The sequence below is a fragment of the Mycolicibacterium pyrenivorans genome, assembly GCF_025821625.1.
Classification (GTDB): Bacteria; Actinomycetota; Actinomycetes; order Mycobacteriales; family Mycobacteriaceae; genus Mycobacterium; species Mycobacterium pyrenivorans.
Genome location: NZ_JACKSH010000300.1, coordinates 37,699 through 52,458, shown reverse-complemented (window position 1 = coordinate 52,458; position 14,760 = coordinate 37,699). Strand labels below are relative to the sequence as shown.

The 14,760-nt window shown below is 64.1% G+C and carries 12 protein-coding genes and 1 pseudogene; 11 read left to right on the top strand and 2 right to left on the bottom strand.

The features are described 5' to 3' along the window. Positions 1-101: 101 nt before the first annotated feature. Together H7I57_RS33040 and H7I57_RS33035 are read right to left on the bottom strand one after the other, a co-directional pair. Positions 102-1,134, bottom strand: a pseudogene (locus H7I57_RS33040) (IS256 family transposase); the annotation flags it as partial. A gap of 122 nt (positions 1,135-1,256) precedes the next feature. Further along, positions 1,257-2,485 (bottom strand): IS3 family transposase gene (locus tag H7I57_RS33035; RefSeq protein ID WP_085975380.1). Its coding sequence is split into 2 segments (ribosomal slippage): positions 1,257-2,173 and positions 2,173-2,485, totalling 1,230 coding nucleotides; the frame shifts between segments, so codons are not numbered across the junction. Between the two features lie 575 nt (positions 2,486-3,060). Here H7I57_RS33035 and H7I57_RS33030 point away from each other — a divergent pair. The 11 genes from H7I57_RS33030 (at position 3,061) to H7I57_RS32980 (ending at position 14,745) form a co-directional block, all read left to right on the top strand. Beyond that, the gene (locus H7I57_RS33030) at positions 3,061-3,570 is read left to right on the top strand and encodes an aromatic-ring-hydroxylating dioxygenase subunit beta (protein ID WP_011559047.1); all 510 of its coding nucleotides are present in this window, start codon (positions 3,061-3,063) and stop codon (positions 3,568-3,570) included. Positions 3,571-3,764: 194 nt separating this feature from the next. Then, positions 3,765-5,537, top strand: a complete 1,773-nt coding sequence (locus tag H7I57_RS33025; RefSeq protein ID WP_011559041.1) for an FAD-binding protein — start codon at positions 3,765-3,767, stop codon at positions 5,535-5,537. Continuing rightward, the gene (locus tag H7I57_RS33020; protein WP_011767827.1) at positions 5,534-5,824 is read left to right on the top strand and encodes a 4Fe-4S dicluster domain-containing protein; all 291 of its coding nucleotides are present in this window, start codon (positions 5,534-5,536) and stop codon (positions 5,822-5,824) included. The genes H7I57_RS33025 and H7I57_RS33020 overlap by 4 nt, the downstream gene beginning before the upstream one ends. Before the next feature lie 195 nt (positions 5,825-6,019). Further along, entirely contained in the window at positions 6,020-7,480 is a 1,461-nt protein-coding gene (locus H7I57_RS33015; protein ID WP_264028508.1) for an aldehyde dehydrogenase family protein, read from the top strand. A 556-nt stretch (positions 7,481-8,036) separates the two neighbouring features. After that, a complete protein-coding gene (locus H7I57_RS33010; protein WP_011777802.1) occupies positions 8,037-8,546 on the top strand; it encodes an aromatic-ring-hydroxylating dioxygenase subunit beta in 510 nt (169 codons plus the stop codon). A gap of 132 nt (positions 8,547-8,678) precedes the next feature. Then, a complete protein-coding gene (locus H7I57_RS33005) occupies positions 8,679-10,046 on the top strand; it encodes an aromatic ring-hydroxylating dioxygenase subunit alpha (RefSeq protein ID WP_083406782.1) in 1,368 nt (455 codons plus the stop codon). Positions 10,047-10,065: 19 nt separating this feature from the next. Beyond that, complete coding sequence (locus H7I57_RS33000) at positions 10,066-10,893, top strand: SDR family NAD(P)-dependent oxidoreductase (protein ID WP_083406783.1); 828 nt, start codon at positions 10,066-10,068, stop codon at positions 10,891-10,893. A gap of 57 nt (positions 10,894-10,950) precedes the next feature. Next, positions 10,951-11,976, top strand: a complete 1,026-nt coding sequence (locus H7I57_RS32995; RefSeq protein ID WP_011767832.1) for a 2,3-butanediol dehydrogenase — start codon at positions 10,951-10,953, stop codon at positions 11,974-11,976. Next, the gene (locus tag H7I57_RS32990) at positions 11,973-13,076 is read left to right on the top strand and encodes a beta propeller repeat protein (RefSeq protein ID WP_233151270.1); all 1,104 of its coding nucleotides are present in this window, start codon (positions 11,973-11,975) and stop codon (positions 13,074-13,076) included. The genes H7I57_RS32995 and H7I57_RS32990 overlap by 4 nt, the downstream gene beginning before the upstream one ends. 14 nt (positions 13,077-13,090) lie before the next feature. Continuing rightward, positions 13,091-14,254 carry an aromatic ring-hydroxylating oxygenase subunit alpha gene (locus H7I57_RS32985; RefSeq protein WP_234904400.1) on the top strand — a complete coding sequence of 388 codons (1,164 nt, stop codon included), beginning with the start codon at positions 13,091-13,093 and terminating at the stop codon, positions 14,252-14,254. Next, entirely contained in the window at positions 14,248-14,745 is a 498-nt protein-coding gene (locus H7I57_RS32980) for an aromatic-ring-hydroxylating dioxygenase subunit beta (protein ID WP_011855458.1), read from the top strand. The genes H7I57_RS32985 and H7I57_RS32980 overlap by 7 nt, the downstream gene beginning before the upstream one ends. The last annotated feature ends 15 nt before the right edge of the window (positions 14,746-14,760 follow it).

Genomic DNA, 14,760 nt, shown 5'->3' with positions numbered 1-14,760 from the left:
ATGGACGGCTGGAGATAACCACATCCAGAACGCAGAACCGACCACTTCGAGACTTCGTGGTCCACATGAAAGACGCTCACCGCAGCACTACAGATAACAGTAGCATTGGTCGAACAGATCACCTTCCTTGTCTCGGTGTCGTAGTCCAGGAACGGAATGAACTCACTCCACGCGTTGCGCCACAATCGAATCGCCGCCGGGTAGCGGTTACCCCACTCGGCTCTCGAATGCGTCCAGCGCTGCCGCTGCAGCCTCGGCGTTGACCGCGGTGTAGATCGGCCGCAACGCCTTGGCAATGGCGTCGCGGTGCTGGCGCCCGGCATAGCGGAACGTCCCACGGATCAAATGGATGACACACGTCTGGACCACAGTGTCGGGGAACACCGCGCCCACCGACTGCGGTAAGCCTTTGAGCCCGTCGCAGACCAGGAAGAAAATGTCGGCCACCCCGCGGTTCTTCAGCTCGGTGAGTACCGCCAGCCAGTATTTGGCTGACTCGCCCTCGCCCTCGCCCTCGCCGGCCCACATGCCCAGCACGTCACGATGCCCGGCCAGGTCCACCCCGATCGCGGCGTAGATGGGCCTGGGGCCGACCTGGCCGTCGCGGATCTTGACGTGCAGGGCGTCGATGAACACCGCGGCGTACACGCGTTCCAGCGGGCGGGTGTGCCACACGGTCATCTCCTCGACCACGCGGTCGGTGATCCGACTGATCGTGTCCTTGGACACCGACGCGCCGTAGATGTCGGCGAAATGGGCGCTGATCTCGCCGGTGGTCAGCCCGCGGGCATACAGCGACAACACCACCTCGTCGACATCGGTCAGGCGACGTTGGCGCTTCTGGACGATCTGGGGTTCGAAGCTGCCGGCGCGGTCGCGCGGCACCTCGATCTCGATCTGCCCGCCCGCATCGGTCAGTACGGTCTTGGCCCGGGTTCCGTTGCGGGAGTTGCCCGAGCCATACCCAGCCGGATCGTGACGGTCATAGCCCAGGTGCTCGGACAGTTCCTAATCCAGAGCGGTCTCGATGACCGTCTTGGTCATCGCCTTGAGCAACCCGCCCGGACCGGTCAGCGATACGCCGGCCTCGCGTACCAACTCCCGGGCAACCTCGAGCTCGGGCCTTGCCCCCATGTAGTGGACACGGGATTTGTGGTTATGCGGCTTCGGGCAGCGTAGCCGGTGTCAGGTTCCTTTCGTAGGTCGCGGGGCTGGAATCGGGCCTTGCCCCCATGTAGTGGACACGGGATTTGTGGTTATGCGGCTTCGGGCAGCGTAGCCGGTGTCAGGTTCCTTTCGTAGGTCGCGGGGCTGGAATGACGGCAGTAGGAGTGCCGTCGTGTGGTGTTGTAGCGGGCCAGCCACCGAAAGACCTCACGGCGGCAGATCGCCGCGTCCGGCCAGCAGGCACGGTCTTGCAGAATCTCGCGCTTGAGGGCGGCGTTGAACGATTCGGCCAACGCGTTATCGGCACTTGACCCCACCGCACCCATCGACTGGACGACCCCCAGATCGCGGCAGAGATTCGCGAAATCCCGTGAGGTGTACTGACTTCCATGATCTGCATGGAATATTGCACCAGCCAGTGAACCCCGCAGTGCAGCAGCGGCTTTGAGCGCATCGATGACCAGTTCGGTGCGCATGTGATCGGCGATCGCCCACCCGGCGACCCGCCGTGAACAGCAGTCGATCACGGTGGCCAGGTACAGGTTGGCGCCGGTCGCCAATGGCAAGTAGGTGATGTCGCCGACGTAACGGGTGTTGACCTGCGCGGCGGTGAAATCGCGTTTGAGCAGGTCGGGGACCTTCTGGTTCGCCGGGTCCGCCACGGTCGTCTTGACCCGACGTCGGCGTCGATAACCGGCGATCCCGGCGCCGCGCATCACCCGAGCCACCCGCTTGTGGTTGACCCGCTGCCCCTCGGGCGCACCGTCGTTGAGCTCGGCGGTGATCCGCGGCGCCCCGTAGGTGTTGTCCTCGTCGTGGACGGCGCGGATACGCTCGGCCAGCGCCTCGTCAGCAGCCCGACGGGCCGCTCGTCCGTCAGCACCGGCCAACCACGCGTAGAACGACGAACGCGCAACCTCGACGACTGCGCAGAGCCACTTCACCTCGAAGGCGTGCAGGTGGTCGGCGACAAACTGAAAGCGGCTCACCAGTTCGTCTCCCCGGCGAAATATTTGGCCGCCGACCGCAAGATGTCACGCTCGGTGGACAACCGCGCCTCGGTGGCGCGTAACGCCTTGACCTCACTGCGGAGGCGGGCCAGCTCCTGCTCAGGGCTCTCGGCCCCTGGCACAGGCTCGGCCACTACGACACCGCGGCGGTGCCGAATCGGCACCCCGGCCGACTTGCACCACGCCGAGAGCGTGGCCTCGCTGACACCGAGCTCGGCAGCGATCTGGGCGATCGTCGCGCCCTCGGTGTCCCGGTAGAGCGCGACCGCGTCACGCTTGAACTCATCGGGGTAATTTTTCCTTGCCATCGGGTTGGATCATCTCGCTTCCCCCAGCACATTCCTGGGATTGAGCGTGTCCAACACACGGGGTCAAGTCCCNAACTCATCGGGGTAATTTTTCCTTGCCATCGGGTTGGATCATCTCGCTTCCCCCAGCACATTCCTGGGATTGAGCGTGTCCAACACACGGGGTCAAGTCCCCTCGTCGACCTCACCGCTATCCGGGACATCAATGGCCGCCACGGCGGCCTCATCATCGGGATTCTGCGATGGCTCCACAGCCACGACAGTTTCGGTCATCACGCGACCTTTCCGGCCCCGACACACCGGGGCCGATCAGGCCGTTTACACCGTTACCGCGACAGTCCCGACGCGCCAGGCGCCCGGGCATTGCGCATCCGATGGAGGCGCCACATGAGCTCGCGTCCAGATTCGGTTGTGCAGCATCATCATTAGTTGCGCGCCGTTTTGGCCGTGGTTCATTTGGAGATGTTGTCTTGACGGGCCGGTGTGACGTATCTAGCATTCTCTACAGCGGAGGATGCATCTGTTCAGCAGAATAGAGAGTGAGTGTTGATGGTCTGGTCGAGGAGTTCGATTTGATGAACGCGGTCGCGGTCGATCGGGATACCCGTGAGGCTGTCGAGGCGTTCATGTTCCGGGAGGCGGAGCTACTCGATGGGGGGCAGTTCCGAGAATGGTTGGGTCTGCTCGACCCCGACATCCGGTATGTGGTTCCGGTGCGCACCACCCGTGAGGATTCCGCGGGTTGGGTGGGCGCGATCGCGCACTGGAACGACGACTACACGGGTTTGGAGATGCGGGTCCTCCGGGGCGAGACGGACTTCTCGTGGGCGGAGTCACCTCGGTCGCGGACCCGGCACTTCGTGTCCAACATCCGCACGGTTGCCGGACCGGAGGCTGATGAGTTGACCGTGCGCTCGAATCTCTTGTTCTTCCGCAGCCGCGGAGACAGCGGCCGGTGGGAGTTGCTGTCGGCCGAACGCGTCGACGTGTTGCGCCGCACCGACGATTCGCTGCGGCTCGCTCGGCGCGAGGTGTTACTCGACCACTCGACGTTGCCTATCGACAACCTGTCGGTAGTCCTGTAGGGCCAGCTCCGTTCACCACCTCCTCGTGGATATCGCCGATTCCAGAAAGGGAACCTGTCGGTAGTCCTGTAGGGCCAGCTCCGTTCACCACCTCCTCGTGGATATCGCCGATTCCAGAAAGGGTCCAACCATATGACCACCGAAACAACCGAGACGGACTTGATCGAGATGTTGGTGAAGGCGTGACTGGCGTTATGGGTGACCTGGATGTGTCGGTCCAAGAATGCGACGTCTTGGTAGTGGGTGGGGGAATTGGCGGAGTGCGGGCAGCACTACGGGCCGCGGAGTTGGGGTCGTCGGTGATTCTGGTGGAGAAAGCGGTGGTGTCTCGGGCAGGGCCGATGACGTATGTCCACAGCCAATACGCCCCTGATCACCGGGTGCAGGGTGAGGAGATGACGGAGTGGGCGCGCGAGTTCGTGGTGGGCAGCAATTATTTGGCCGATCAGGATTGGGTGCAGCAGTACATAGCCGAGGCCTATGACAGGGTTAACGAGCAGATCGAGTGGGGTGTGCCCTATTCCACTCATGAGGATGGGTCGCTGAAGTATGTGACGGTCCGCGGCCACAACCTTGGCACGACGCTGGGTGTGGATGGTCGCGTGTGTATGGAGATCCTCAAGGAGAGGATGAAAGCGGCGGGGGTGCGACTGTTCGAGCGGGTCGATGTGATTGATCTGCTGACCACCGACGGGTGTCGGCCCACCGCTGGTGCGGTGTGTGGTGCGGTGGGGGTAAATGTTGTCACTGGCCAGTGTCATGTCTTCACGGCGGGCAGCGTCATCCTCAACACCGGCCCTTGGTACCCCAAGCTGCATTACGCGTTCGCCGACCATTGCAGCGGGGAAGGTCATGTGGCGGCCTGGCGAGTGGGTGCTGAGTTCGCCGGCATGGAATTCGGCCAGTTCGCTGCCTGGAGTTACTTCAATCGGTCATTCTTCACACCGGGTCAAGCCAAGATTCAGGGGATCGGTGGCAAGTTCTGCAACGCGGCGGGCGAGTACTTCATGGACCGCTATGACCCGATCTGGGGCGATAAGGGCGGGTTGTTCACCATCGCGCGCGCGATCATGACCGAGATGGTCGAGGGCCGAGGGCCGTGCTATCTCGACTTGCGTCACGTACCACAGGCGGATCTAGAGGTGCTGTATGAAGTGTCTCCGACGGTGCGGCGCGCCTTTACCGAGTTTGAGGTCGATCCCTCCACTGACCTGCTGGAGGTGACCCCGTTCATCGTGCTCGGCACGAGCAGCACCAGCGGTCCCACGATCGACCTGGACGGAGCCACCACAGTGCCCGGCCTGTACGCGGCCGGGTATGGCACGGCGTGTCCGCATTTGATGTCGGGAATTTCTGGCAGCGGGATCTCGAGCTTCTCGGCTGTTGCGGGGTACCGGGCGGGCACTGCGGCGGCGGCGCGCGGCGGTCACGCGGTAGCGCGCAGTGTGTGGGAGAACCAGGCACAGGAGAGCTTCGCGGAGTATTTCGCGCCGATGCGTCGGCTGCGGCAGGTCCGGCCGGTGGATGTGTGGAAAGCCATCGGCGAGGCGACGGCCAATCCGGCATTCGCATTGTTTAAGTCGGAGGCACGGATCGATTCAGCGCTCGCTGAGCTGTACCGGATCCGGGATCGGGTACTGCGTTACGTTTTCGCGCCGGACTATCAAGAACTTAAGAAGGCGCATGAGGTGCGCGCATACCTGACGTTGGCGATCATCACCTGTGAGGCGATGAAGCGGCGCACCGAAAGTCGCGGGGAGCTGTTTCGTATCGACTACCCCTACGCCGACAACGATGAGTGGCTGAAGTGGCTGCTCGTGCGCCGGGGCAGCGGCGGTGAATTCGATCTGCAGTTCAGCGAACGCGACCTGCCGATCCAGTCGTGGCCGGTGCAGGCCCCGCCCGGCCGCCATCCAAGTCCATATACCGTGCCGCAAGGCTACCGTGAGGAGGCGGCGGTTCAGTGATCGAAAGCATCGACGAAACAACGTGCGACGGGTGCAACGTCTGCATCGACAGCTGCCCAACCGGGGTGATCCGGCTGGTGGAGGGCGACGAACCGTGGTCCACGACCAAGTGGCGAGCCAAGATCATCTACCCCAACGACTGTCATTCCTGTCGGTTGTGCGCAATCGATTGCCACGTGGACGCGATCGTTGTCAGCCACGCACTGGTGATCCCCGACCCCTTCCTCCCGGGCGTAGAGCCCCTCGACGGCAGCCGCGACGCTCCGCCCGACGAAAAGAAAACTTGATGTCCATCGGAATAGCGCGAGCCGGGCGTGTTCGGTGTCGGCAAGGTCCACGCTGCGGGGTCAGGCGATGATGGCCGCCCGATGCGGCCGGCGCCGGATTCGGCACTTATCTGGCGGTCGCCGGGCGATCCTCCGATGACCCAGACATGGCTCCCACAAATCAACCGTTCCCCGCAGGAAAGTTAGGACTTCGGCATGATCAGCGCAAACCTCATCATCAACGGACGTGAGGAAACATCCGACCGGACGATCGACGTCGTCAGCCCGGCTGATATCCGGGTACTGCTCGGTTCGGTCCCAGACGCCGCACCCGGGCAGGTCGACGAAGCGGTCGCAGCTGCTGCAATGGCGTTCCCAGAATGGTCATCGCGGCCCCTGGAAGAACGCCAGGGAGCACTACTTGCCGCTGCAGGCACGATCCACGACATGATCGAGGAATATGCGCCGATCCTGAGCCGGGAGAACGGAAAGATCCTCGAAGAGTCGCACGTCGACCTCGAATTCGCGTCGGGCATTTGCGGCTACACCGCAGGCATTTCGGCTGAAATCCTTGCAGACCAACAGATTCGCGACACCGGGGGCACGACCCTCATCCGCCGCCGCCCAATCGGGCCGGTGGCCGCCATCACGCCGTGGAACTTCCCGGTGGTCCTGGCATTCATGAAGCTGGCGCCCGCACTCGTCGCCGGCAACACAGTCGTCTTGAAGCCGGCGGCAAACTCCCCGTTGGTTCTCGCCGAGATCATCCGAGCCCTCCAACAGCACTTCCCTCCGGGCGTGCTCAACATGGTCACCGGAGGCGACGCGGTCGGAGAAGCACTCGTCGCTCACCCGAGAATTCGCAAGATTGGTTTCACCGGCGGCATCGATACCGGGCGCAAAGTTATGGCCGCGGCCGCGCGCGACATCAAGCGGGTGACGCTCGAGCTGGGCGGAAACGACCCTGCGATCCTCCTCGACGACGTCGACCTCTCGCCCGAGACTATGCGGCAGATCGTAAAAGGCGCGTTCGGGACCACCGGCCAGGTGTGCTTCGGTCTGAAACGTATCTACGTGCCGACCCGCATCCACGACCGCTTCGTGGAAGCGTTCTCAGCCGCCGTGGATGAAATCGTCGTCGGGCCCGGCGACGACCCCCGAGTCACCATGGGGCCGCTGAACAACGCTCAGCAGAAGAACCTCGTCGAGAAGATCGTGGACGACGCGCGCTCGAGCGGCGCGACCGTCACCACCCTCGGGCAGCGGCTCGATTCGGCGGCCTGGGACCACGGCCACTTCATGATGCCCAGCGTGGTCACTGAGGCTGATCCCCGCCTCGCAATCGTCGAAGAGGAACAGTTCGGCCCGGTAGTGCCCGTGCTGAAATACGACGAACTCGACGACGTGATCCGGCTCGTGAATCAATCGCAATACGGGCTTGCCGCCTCGATCTGGACGTCAGATGAAGAGCGGGCGTTCCTGCTTGGCCGTCGGTTCGACACCGGCTCCGTCTTCATCAACAGCCACACCTTCACCTCCCTCGACCCCCGCGCACCCTTCGGCGGGGCGAAAGCGAGCGGCTTGGGACGCGAATTCTCTCCAGCCAGCCTGGATTCCTACACCGAATTACAAACAATCAGCCGTCGCATCGGGCCGCCAGGCCCTCCGCTGTCCTGAGTCCGGCGGGGAGCCTGACCAACACATAAGCGTCACGGGCGTTGATCAGCGACGACGACGCGGCGGTATCGATGCACACAGGTAACTTCGCCGACGGTGTGAAGGCGTGGCGGCGCGTGCTTCGGCAGGGATGCCCCCATTAATGATCCATTCCGGCCCAACGTTCGCGGCGATTCGACCCTCCTAACGTAGAGACCGCCAATAGACGTGCGTGTGCTGCCACGCCTCGACGAGGAACACACCGGCAGCGCTCTCACCGACTGTGCGCACATTGCAAGGGCCGCCGCCGCTGTCAAGCCGCTGGCAAGGCGACGACGACCGAGCGATGCCTCTGGTCGTCGTCTATGGGTTCGCTGGCTGTCGACGACGTGTGCCGTGGGGCTGGTTCTGGGAGCGCCGTGGGGCTTGCTGTGGGAGCCGTTTTGGTCATGGTCCATTCGGAGATGTTGTCTTGACGGCCCGGTGAGACGTAGCTTACATTCTCTACAGCGGAGGACACATCTGTTCAGCAGAATAGAGAGTGAGTGTTGATGGTCTGGTCGAGGAGTTCGGTGTGATGAACGCGGTTGCGGTCGATCGGGATACCCGTGAGGCTGTCGAGGAGTTCATGTTCCGGGAGGCGGAGCTACTCGATGGGGGGCAGTTCCGGGAATGGTTGGGTCTGCTCGACCCCGACATCCGGTATGTGGTTCCGGTGCGCACCACCCGTGAGGATTCCGCGGGTTGGGTGGGTGCGATCGCGCATTGGAACGACGACTACACGGGTTTGGAGATGCGGGTCCTTCGGGGCGAGACGGATTTCTCGTGGGCCGAGTCACCTCGGTCGCGGACCCGGCACTTCGTGTCCAACATTCGCACGGTTGCCGGACCGGAGGCTGATGAGTTGACCGTGCGCTCGAATCTGTTGTTCTTTCGCAGCCGCGGAGATAGCGGCCGGTGGGAGTTGCTCTCGGCCGAACGCGTCGACGTGTTGCGCCGCACCGACGATTCGCTGCGGTTGGCTCGGCGCGAGGTGTTGCTCGACCACTCGACGTTGCCTATCGACAACCTGTCGGTAGTCCTGTAGGGCCAGCTCCGTTCACCACCTCCTCGTGGATATCGCCGATTCCAGAAAGGCAACCTGTCGGTAGTCCTGTAGGGCCAGCTCCGTTCACCACCTCCTCGTGGATATCGCCGATTCCAGAAAGGGTCCAACCATATGACCACCGAAACAACCGGAACAGCTGACGCGACCGATCCCTACCTGCGGCGCGCGTTGCGGGAGGTAGCGGACGGGCTCAAGGTCGGGCGCTTACCGGCCCGCGTCGTCAGCGATCCCGCGCTACACACGATCGAGATGGAGCGGATCTTCGGGCGCGCCTGGGTGTTTCTCGGACACGAGTCGGAGTTGGCCAAGTCCGGCGACTTCGTCGTGCGGCACATCGGGGCCGATTCGGTGATCGTTTGCCGGGACAACTCCGGCCGCATCCAGGCGCTGTCCAATTCTTGTCGCCACCGTGGTGCGCTCGTGTGCCGGGCGGAGATGGGAAACACCGCGCACTTCCAATGCCCGTACCACGGCTGGGTGTACAGCAACACCGGAGAGCTCGTCGGCGTGCCGGCGATGACGGAGGCCTATCCCGGCGGCTTCGACAAGTCGCAGTGGGGATTACGTCACATCCCCCATGTCGACTCGTACGCCGGATTCATCTTCGGCAGCGTCGATCCGAAGGCGCCGAGCCTGACCGACTACCTCGGCGACACGACGTTCTACCTCGACCTCATTGCGAAGAAGACAGCGGGCGGTCTGGAGGTGATAGGGGCACCGCATCGATGGGTGATGTCAGCGAACTGGAAGACAGCCGCCGACAATTTTGTCGGCGACTCCTACCACACCCTCTTTGCTCACCGCTCGATGGTCGAGCTAGGCATGGCGCCCGGTGACCCAAACTTCGCGAGCGCACCAGCGGAGATCTCGCTGCAGAACGGCCACGGCGTCGGCGTACTCGGCTTTCCGCCCACGCTCGCCGATTTTCCCGAGTACGAGGGATACCCCGACGAAGTCGTCGACCAGATGGCGACGTCCTACCCGTCGCCGGTACACAAGGACCTGATGCGACGCTCAGCCTTTATTCACGGCACCGTGTTCCCGAATTTGTCGTTCATCAACGTGACCATCGCGCCGGACCACATGTCGCCCCCTACCCCCTTCATCACGTTCCGGGTATGGCATCCGCTCTCCCATGATCGGATGGAGATCCTCTCCTGGTTCCTGGTCGAACGCGATGCTCCGGAATGGTTGCGCGATGCGTCCCAGGCGTCCTACGTCAACAACTTCGGCCCAGGTGGGGTTTTCGAACAGGACGACGCCGAGGCATGGAAGGCCATCACCGAATCTGTCCAGGGCCCGTTCGCCGGTGAAGGCCTGCTGAACTACGAAATGGGCATGGACTTGACTCCGCTCACCGACTGGCCAGGGCCGGGAGAGGCCCTCCCGAGCGGGTACGCCGAGCAGAATCAGCGGCGGTTTTGGGGGAGATGGCTGGAATACATGGGTCAGCCTCCCGCATTCGGCGGGCGTGCTTGATGAAGCTTCTGCCCAGGCTATGCGCGAAGTGCGCCCGTTCACCAATCGGCGCCGCGTGAGTGCCGTGAAGGCGGGGGACCGCCGGGTCGCAATTGTCACTGCCGCCGCCGCGGGAATCGGTAAGGCGATCGCCCTGCGGTGGTGCCGCGAAGGTGGGTCCTGTGTCATGGCCGACACCGACGGCGAGGGCCTCGATGCGGCCGTGCATGAATTGGCCGAGTCCGGCGCGGCGGTTTGCGGCGTCGCCGGCGACGTTTGCCTCAGCGATGTTGCCAACAGTGTCGTCGAACGGGCGCTGACCGAGTTCGGGCGGCTCGACACACTGTTCAACGTCGTCGGCGGGAGCCTGGCTCGCAACGTGGAGGAGATCAGCGAGGAGCAGTGGCGCAGCCAGATCGACATGAACCTCGGCAGTGTCTTTCAGATGTCCAAACCCGTCATCCCACTCCTGCGCCAGGGTGGCGGCGGGTCGATCGTCAACGTCGCGTCGACGGCCGGGATCCTCGCCGAGAACAGGTGCTCCGCCTACAGCGCAAGCAAAGGCGGGGTCGTGCTACTCACGAAGAACATGGCCCTCGACTTCGCCCGCGACAACATCCGCGTGAACGCGATCGCCCCCGGGGGCACCCGCACGCCGAGGATCGAACGGTTCCTGGCCGAGCACCCCGAACACGCCTCGATGATGGTGGACCTCTGCGCGATGCAGCGTTTCGCAGGACCAGACGAGATCGCGGCGCCGGCTGTGTTTCTTGCCTCGCCCGAGGCGTCCTACATCACCGGTGCCGTACTGCCGGTCGACGGAGGCATGACCGCCGGCGTCACTTTCCGGGCGTTCGAGGCGGTATGAGCATGATCCCCAACCGCTGGAATCTACACCGGACCCACGAAAGCACCGCGAGCTGAGATGGAAGCGATCGTTCTCAACGGCACCAACGACGTCGGTCTGACGTCGGTGCCAGACCCGGCGCCGCAGGACGGTGAGGTCATCATCGAAGTGGCGGCGACAGGGCTGTGTGGAACTGACCTCCACGAGTATGTCGCGGGGCCCACCTTCTCGCAGCCGCCGGTGGTGCTCGGTCACGAGGTCTCGGGCCGGATCGTGGAGGTCGGAGCGGGCGTCGACCAATCCCGCATCGGGCAGGGCGCCGCGGTGATCCCGATGGATTTCTGCGGGAGCTGCCACTACTGCCACCGGTCGCTCTACCACTTGTGCCAGCGCCCAGGATGGATCGGCTTCACCCGAAACGGAGGCCTCGCGAACTACGTCGCAGTGCCCTCTCGGCTCGCAGTCCGAGTGCCGGACGTGGTGGACCTCGAGGAGGCGGCGCTGACCGAGCCGACGGCGGTGGCGTTCCACGCGGTGCGGCGAGCGGAACTGCTCCTCGGCGAAACGGTGATGGTCCTCGGTGCCGGGGCACTCGGGCTCACCGTGATCCAGTGCGCACGCGCGGCCGGAGCTGCGCGAATCTTCGTCACGGAACCAAGCGGCGTGCGGGCCAGCCTGGCGCGCGACCTCGGCGCCACGTTGGTGCTCGATCCGCATGACCCCGGGACCACCGCGTGCATCCTGGAGGAGACCCGCGGTGTAGGGGTGGACGTGGTCTTCCATGTGGCGGGCAGCGCGGAGGCGTTCACACAGGGCCTGGACTGCCTCCGCAAACAGGGCCGTTTCATGGAGATGTCGTCGTGGGCCGGCGCGGCCTCGCTCGATGTCAACCGCCATCTGCTCAAGGAGATTCAGCTCCGGATGGTTTTCGGTTACGACATGTTCGACGATTTCCCGGCCGTTCTCGCCCTGATCGCCGACGGAAAACTCGCGCTCGCGCCGCAAATCACCGCTCGAGTCCCGCTGGACCGCGCCGTCAAGGAGGGATTGGGCGGGCTATTGGAGGGCCGGGAGGGTCTGGTCAAGGTGCTGGTGAAGCCGTGAGTGAGGGAGGCTTGATGGTCGTCGCCGCGACAAGCCGCGGTGTGTTCACCGTGTCCGGCGACGGCAAGGCCCGGGCCTGGCCCGAGTTGCCGGGGCAGGTCATGGCCATGGCTGTTCAGGACGAGCGCGTCGCCGTCGCCGTCCACAAGCACGGCGTGTTTCTCGCCACCGCGGGCGCAGACCACTGGACTGACCTCGGCGATGGCCTCGCCCACCGCGACGTGCGCGCGCTGGCGTTCGATCCGCACACGCCCAACGCGCTCTACGCCGGAACAGAACCAGCGCACTTGCTGCGGTGGCAAGACGGGATCTGGGCCGAGTGTGGAAACGTCCTCGGCGTACCCGAAGCGAAAAGGTGGAGCTTCCCCATCCGCCCGGGAATCGCGCACGTCCGTACCATCGCCGTGCATCCACTAGAAGCTGACGTCGTCTACGTCGGCATTGAAGTTGGATCCCTCCTGATCACCCGGGACCGGGGACAGACGTGGGAGGAGATCGATGGCCTCGGTCACGACATCCACCGCGTGGTCCTGCACCCGGAAGCTCCCGACCGGCTCATCGTCACCACCGGCCAAGACACCAAGCCTTACCGCGGCGGCAAGGGCATTTACCGCAGCACCGACCGCGGATCGAGCTGGGTGCAGTCCAACAACGGACTTGGCGAGCGCAACTACACCGAAGACGCGATCGTGGTGCATCCCGCCGACCCCGACGTGGTGTTCCTCGCCGCGGCCGACGGCATCCCACCGAAGTGGGCTGCAGTGCGCCGGCTGGTGATGGGCGTGATCAACGGCAACGTCTATTTCTTGTCGCCGTCCAAACTGCGCCGACGCCGCGGCGCCGACGTGGGATTCTTCCGCAGCAACGACGGTGGCGCCTCCTGGGTACGGCTGGATAGCGAGGACGACCGCGGCCTGTTCGACATGGTCTGGGCGCTGGAAGGCGAGCTCACTGAAGGCGGCGAGCTGCTGCTGTACCACGGCACCACGGCGGGTGGGCTTTACGTGTCGGAAGACGAGGGCCACACCTGGAAGTGCCTGGCCGACGGCCTGGGCGCGATCACCCACATCGCGACGCCGAAGAAGGGAACAGCGCAGTGAAGCTTGGACCGACGATGGAGTTCGACCACATACAGCCGGCGATCCGGAAACGGTTCACCTCTGCCGCGGACATCCCCAAGGAGGTGTTCAGCGACCCCGACGTCTACCGGGAAGAGCTCACCCGCATCTTCTATGGCCCCTACTGGCATCCGATCGCGCACCGGGCCGAGCTGGCCGAGCGCAACGCCTTCCGGACGAGATGGCTGGCCGACGTGCCGCTGCTGATGGTGCGGGACGGCGATGACCGCATCCGCGTGTTCGTCAACTCCTGCGCCCATCGGGGAACGCTACTGGAACAGCGCCGGTGCGGGGTGGCGGAGCGATTCGAGTGTCCGTATCACCGGTGGATCTTCAACAATGACGGCCGTTTCGCCGGCGCGCCCCGCCGCATGCAGTTTCGCCCGGACTTTCGCGAGGAGGACTACGGCCTCCGGGAGCTGCACGTAGTCGAGGCGTGGGGTTTGATCTTCGTCAGCATGGCTGCGCAGCCGCCGCCGTTCGACGATTATCTCGGCGATAGCGCGGATCCGTTGCGCGACTGCATGGTCGATGACGGGGACTTGACGTTGCTGGGCTACCAGACGGTGGTGTTTCAGAGTAATTGGAAAACCTACATCGACAACGATCCCTATCACGCGCCGCTGCTGCACAGCGCGTTCAAACTGCTCAACTGGCAGGGCGGCAGCGGAAACGTGCTGGTCAGCGAGCCCTATGGGCACATGTCGATTCTGTACGATGCGCAACCCTACGTGGACAACGGTTTCCTGGCTGACCCGAGTGTGGTCACGCGGATGGGGGATGACAGCCGAGCCCGCGTGATTGCGTTACGGCCGGTCACTGGGATCGTGCGTCACGTCGACACGATCAACATCCGGTACGCCCGCCCGCTGGGGGTTGATCGTACCGAGGTGCGATACACGTTCTTCGGCCATGCCAGTGACTCCGAGGACTTCGCACGCCACCGAGTCCGCCAGTCGTCAAATCTGCTGGGGCCGAGCGGCTTCATCAGTATCGAGGACGCCGCCGTCTACAACCGCGTGCAGGCGACCGCGCGTGACGGCGGCTATCAGCGCTTTGTCGCCGGGGTCGGCCGACCATTATCGGAGTCGTCGCAGAACGACGAGGTCGCCAATACCGGCTGGTGGGCGCACTACCAGGAGGTGATGGAGTTTTGCTGACATCGAGCGTCGAAGATCGGCGGGCACGTGCCGCGTACCTGGTGGACGAACTGCTGGGAGCCTACGCCCGCGCAGTCGACGATCAAGACTTCACCGCGTGGCTTGCCCTGTTCGCGACGGAATGTGCCTACGAGGTGCGCGCGATGGAGAACGTCCGTGAGGGGCTGCCGCTGGCGTACATGATGGACGATTGCCGAGAACGGCTGGCCGACCGCGTGAAGATGATCCAGGAGGTCTGGGCGGGCACGGTCGAACCCTACGACACCCGCCACGTTCAGCAGCGTACGGCGATGCGTGAGCTCGGCGAAGACCGCTGGGAGGTACGGTCCAACGTCCTCGTCACCTACACCGGCGCCTCCGGCGAGCCGGGGATTCTGGTCAGCGGCTACAGCGAAGACGTCGTCGTCCTTGACGATGAAACCGCGCTGTTTCAGCAGAAATTCGTGGTGGTGGACAACACTCCGCCGCGCTATCTGGTGTACCCCGTTTGACTCGTCGACCGAAGG

Excerpts from the sequence above, each read along its gene's own strand:
- H7I57_RS33025 (WP_011559041.1), top strand. The coding sequence starts at position 3,765 with ATGGGTGACCTGGATGTGTCGGTCCAAGAATGCGACGTCTTGGTAGTG.
- H7I57_RS33000 (WP_083406783.1), top strand. The coding sequence starts at position 10,066 with ATGCGCGAAGTGCGCCCGTTCACCAATCGGCGCCGCGTGAGTGCCGTG.
- H7I57_RS32985 (WP_234904400.1), top strand. The coding sequence starts at position 13,091 with ATGGAGTTCGACCACATACAGCCGGCGATCCGGAAACGGTTCACCTCT.
- H7I57_RS33010 (WP_011777802.1), top strand. The coding sequence starts at position 8,037 with ATGAACGCGGTTGCGGTCGATCGGGATACCCGTGAGGCTGTCGAGGAG.
- H7I57_RS33030 (WP_011559047.1), top strand. The coding sequence starts at position 3,061 with ATGAACGCGGTCGCGGTCGATCGGGATACCCGTGAGGCTGTCGAGGCG.
- H7I57_RS33015 (WP_264028508.1), top strand. The coding sequence starts at position 6,020 with ATGATCAGCGCAAACCTCATCATCAACGGACGTGAGGAAACATCCGAC.
- H7I57_RS33005 (WP_083406782.1), top strand. The coding sequence starts at position 8,679 with ATGACCACCGAAACAACCGGAACAGCTGACGCGACCGATCCCTACCTG.
- H7I57_RS32995 (WP_011767832.1), top strand. The coding sequence starts at position 10,951 with ATGGAAGCGATCGTTCTCAACGGCACCAACGACGTCGGTCTGACGTCG.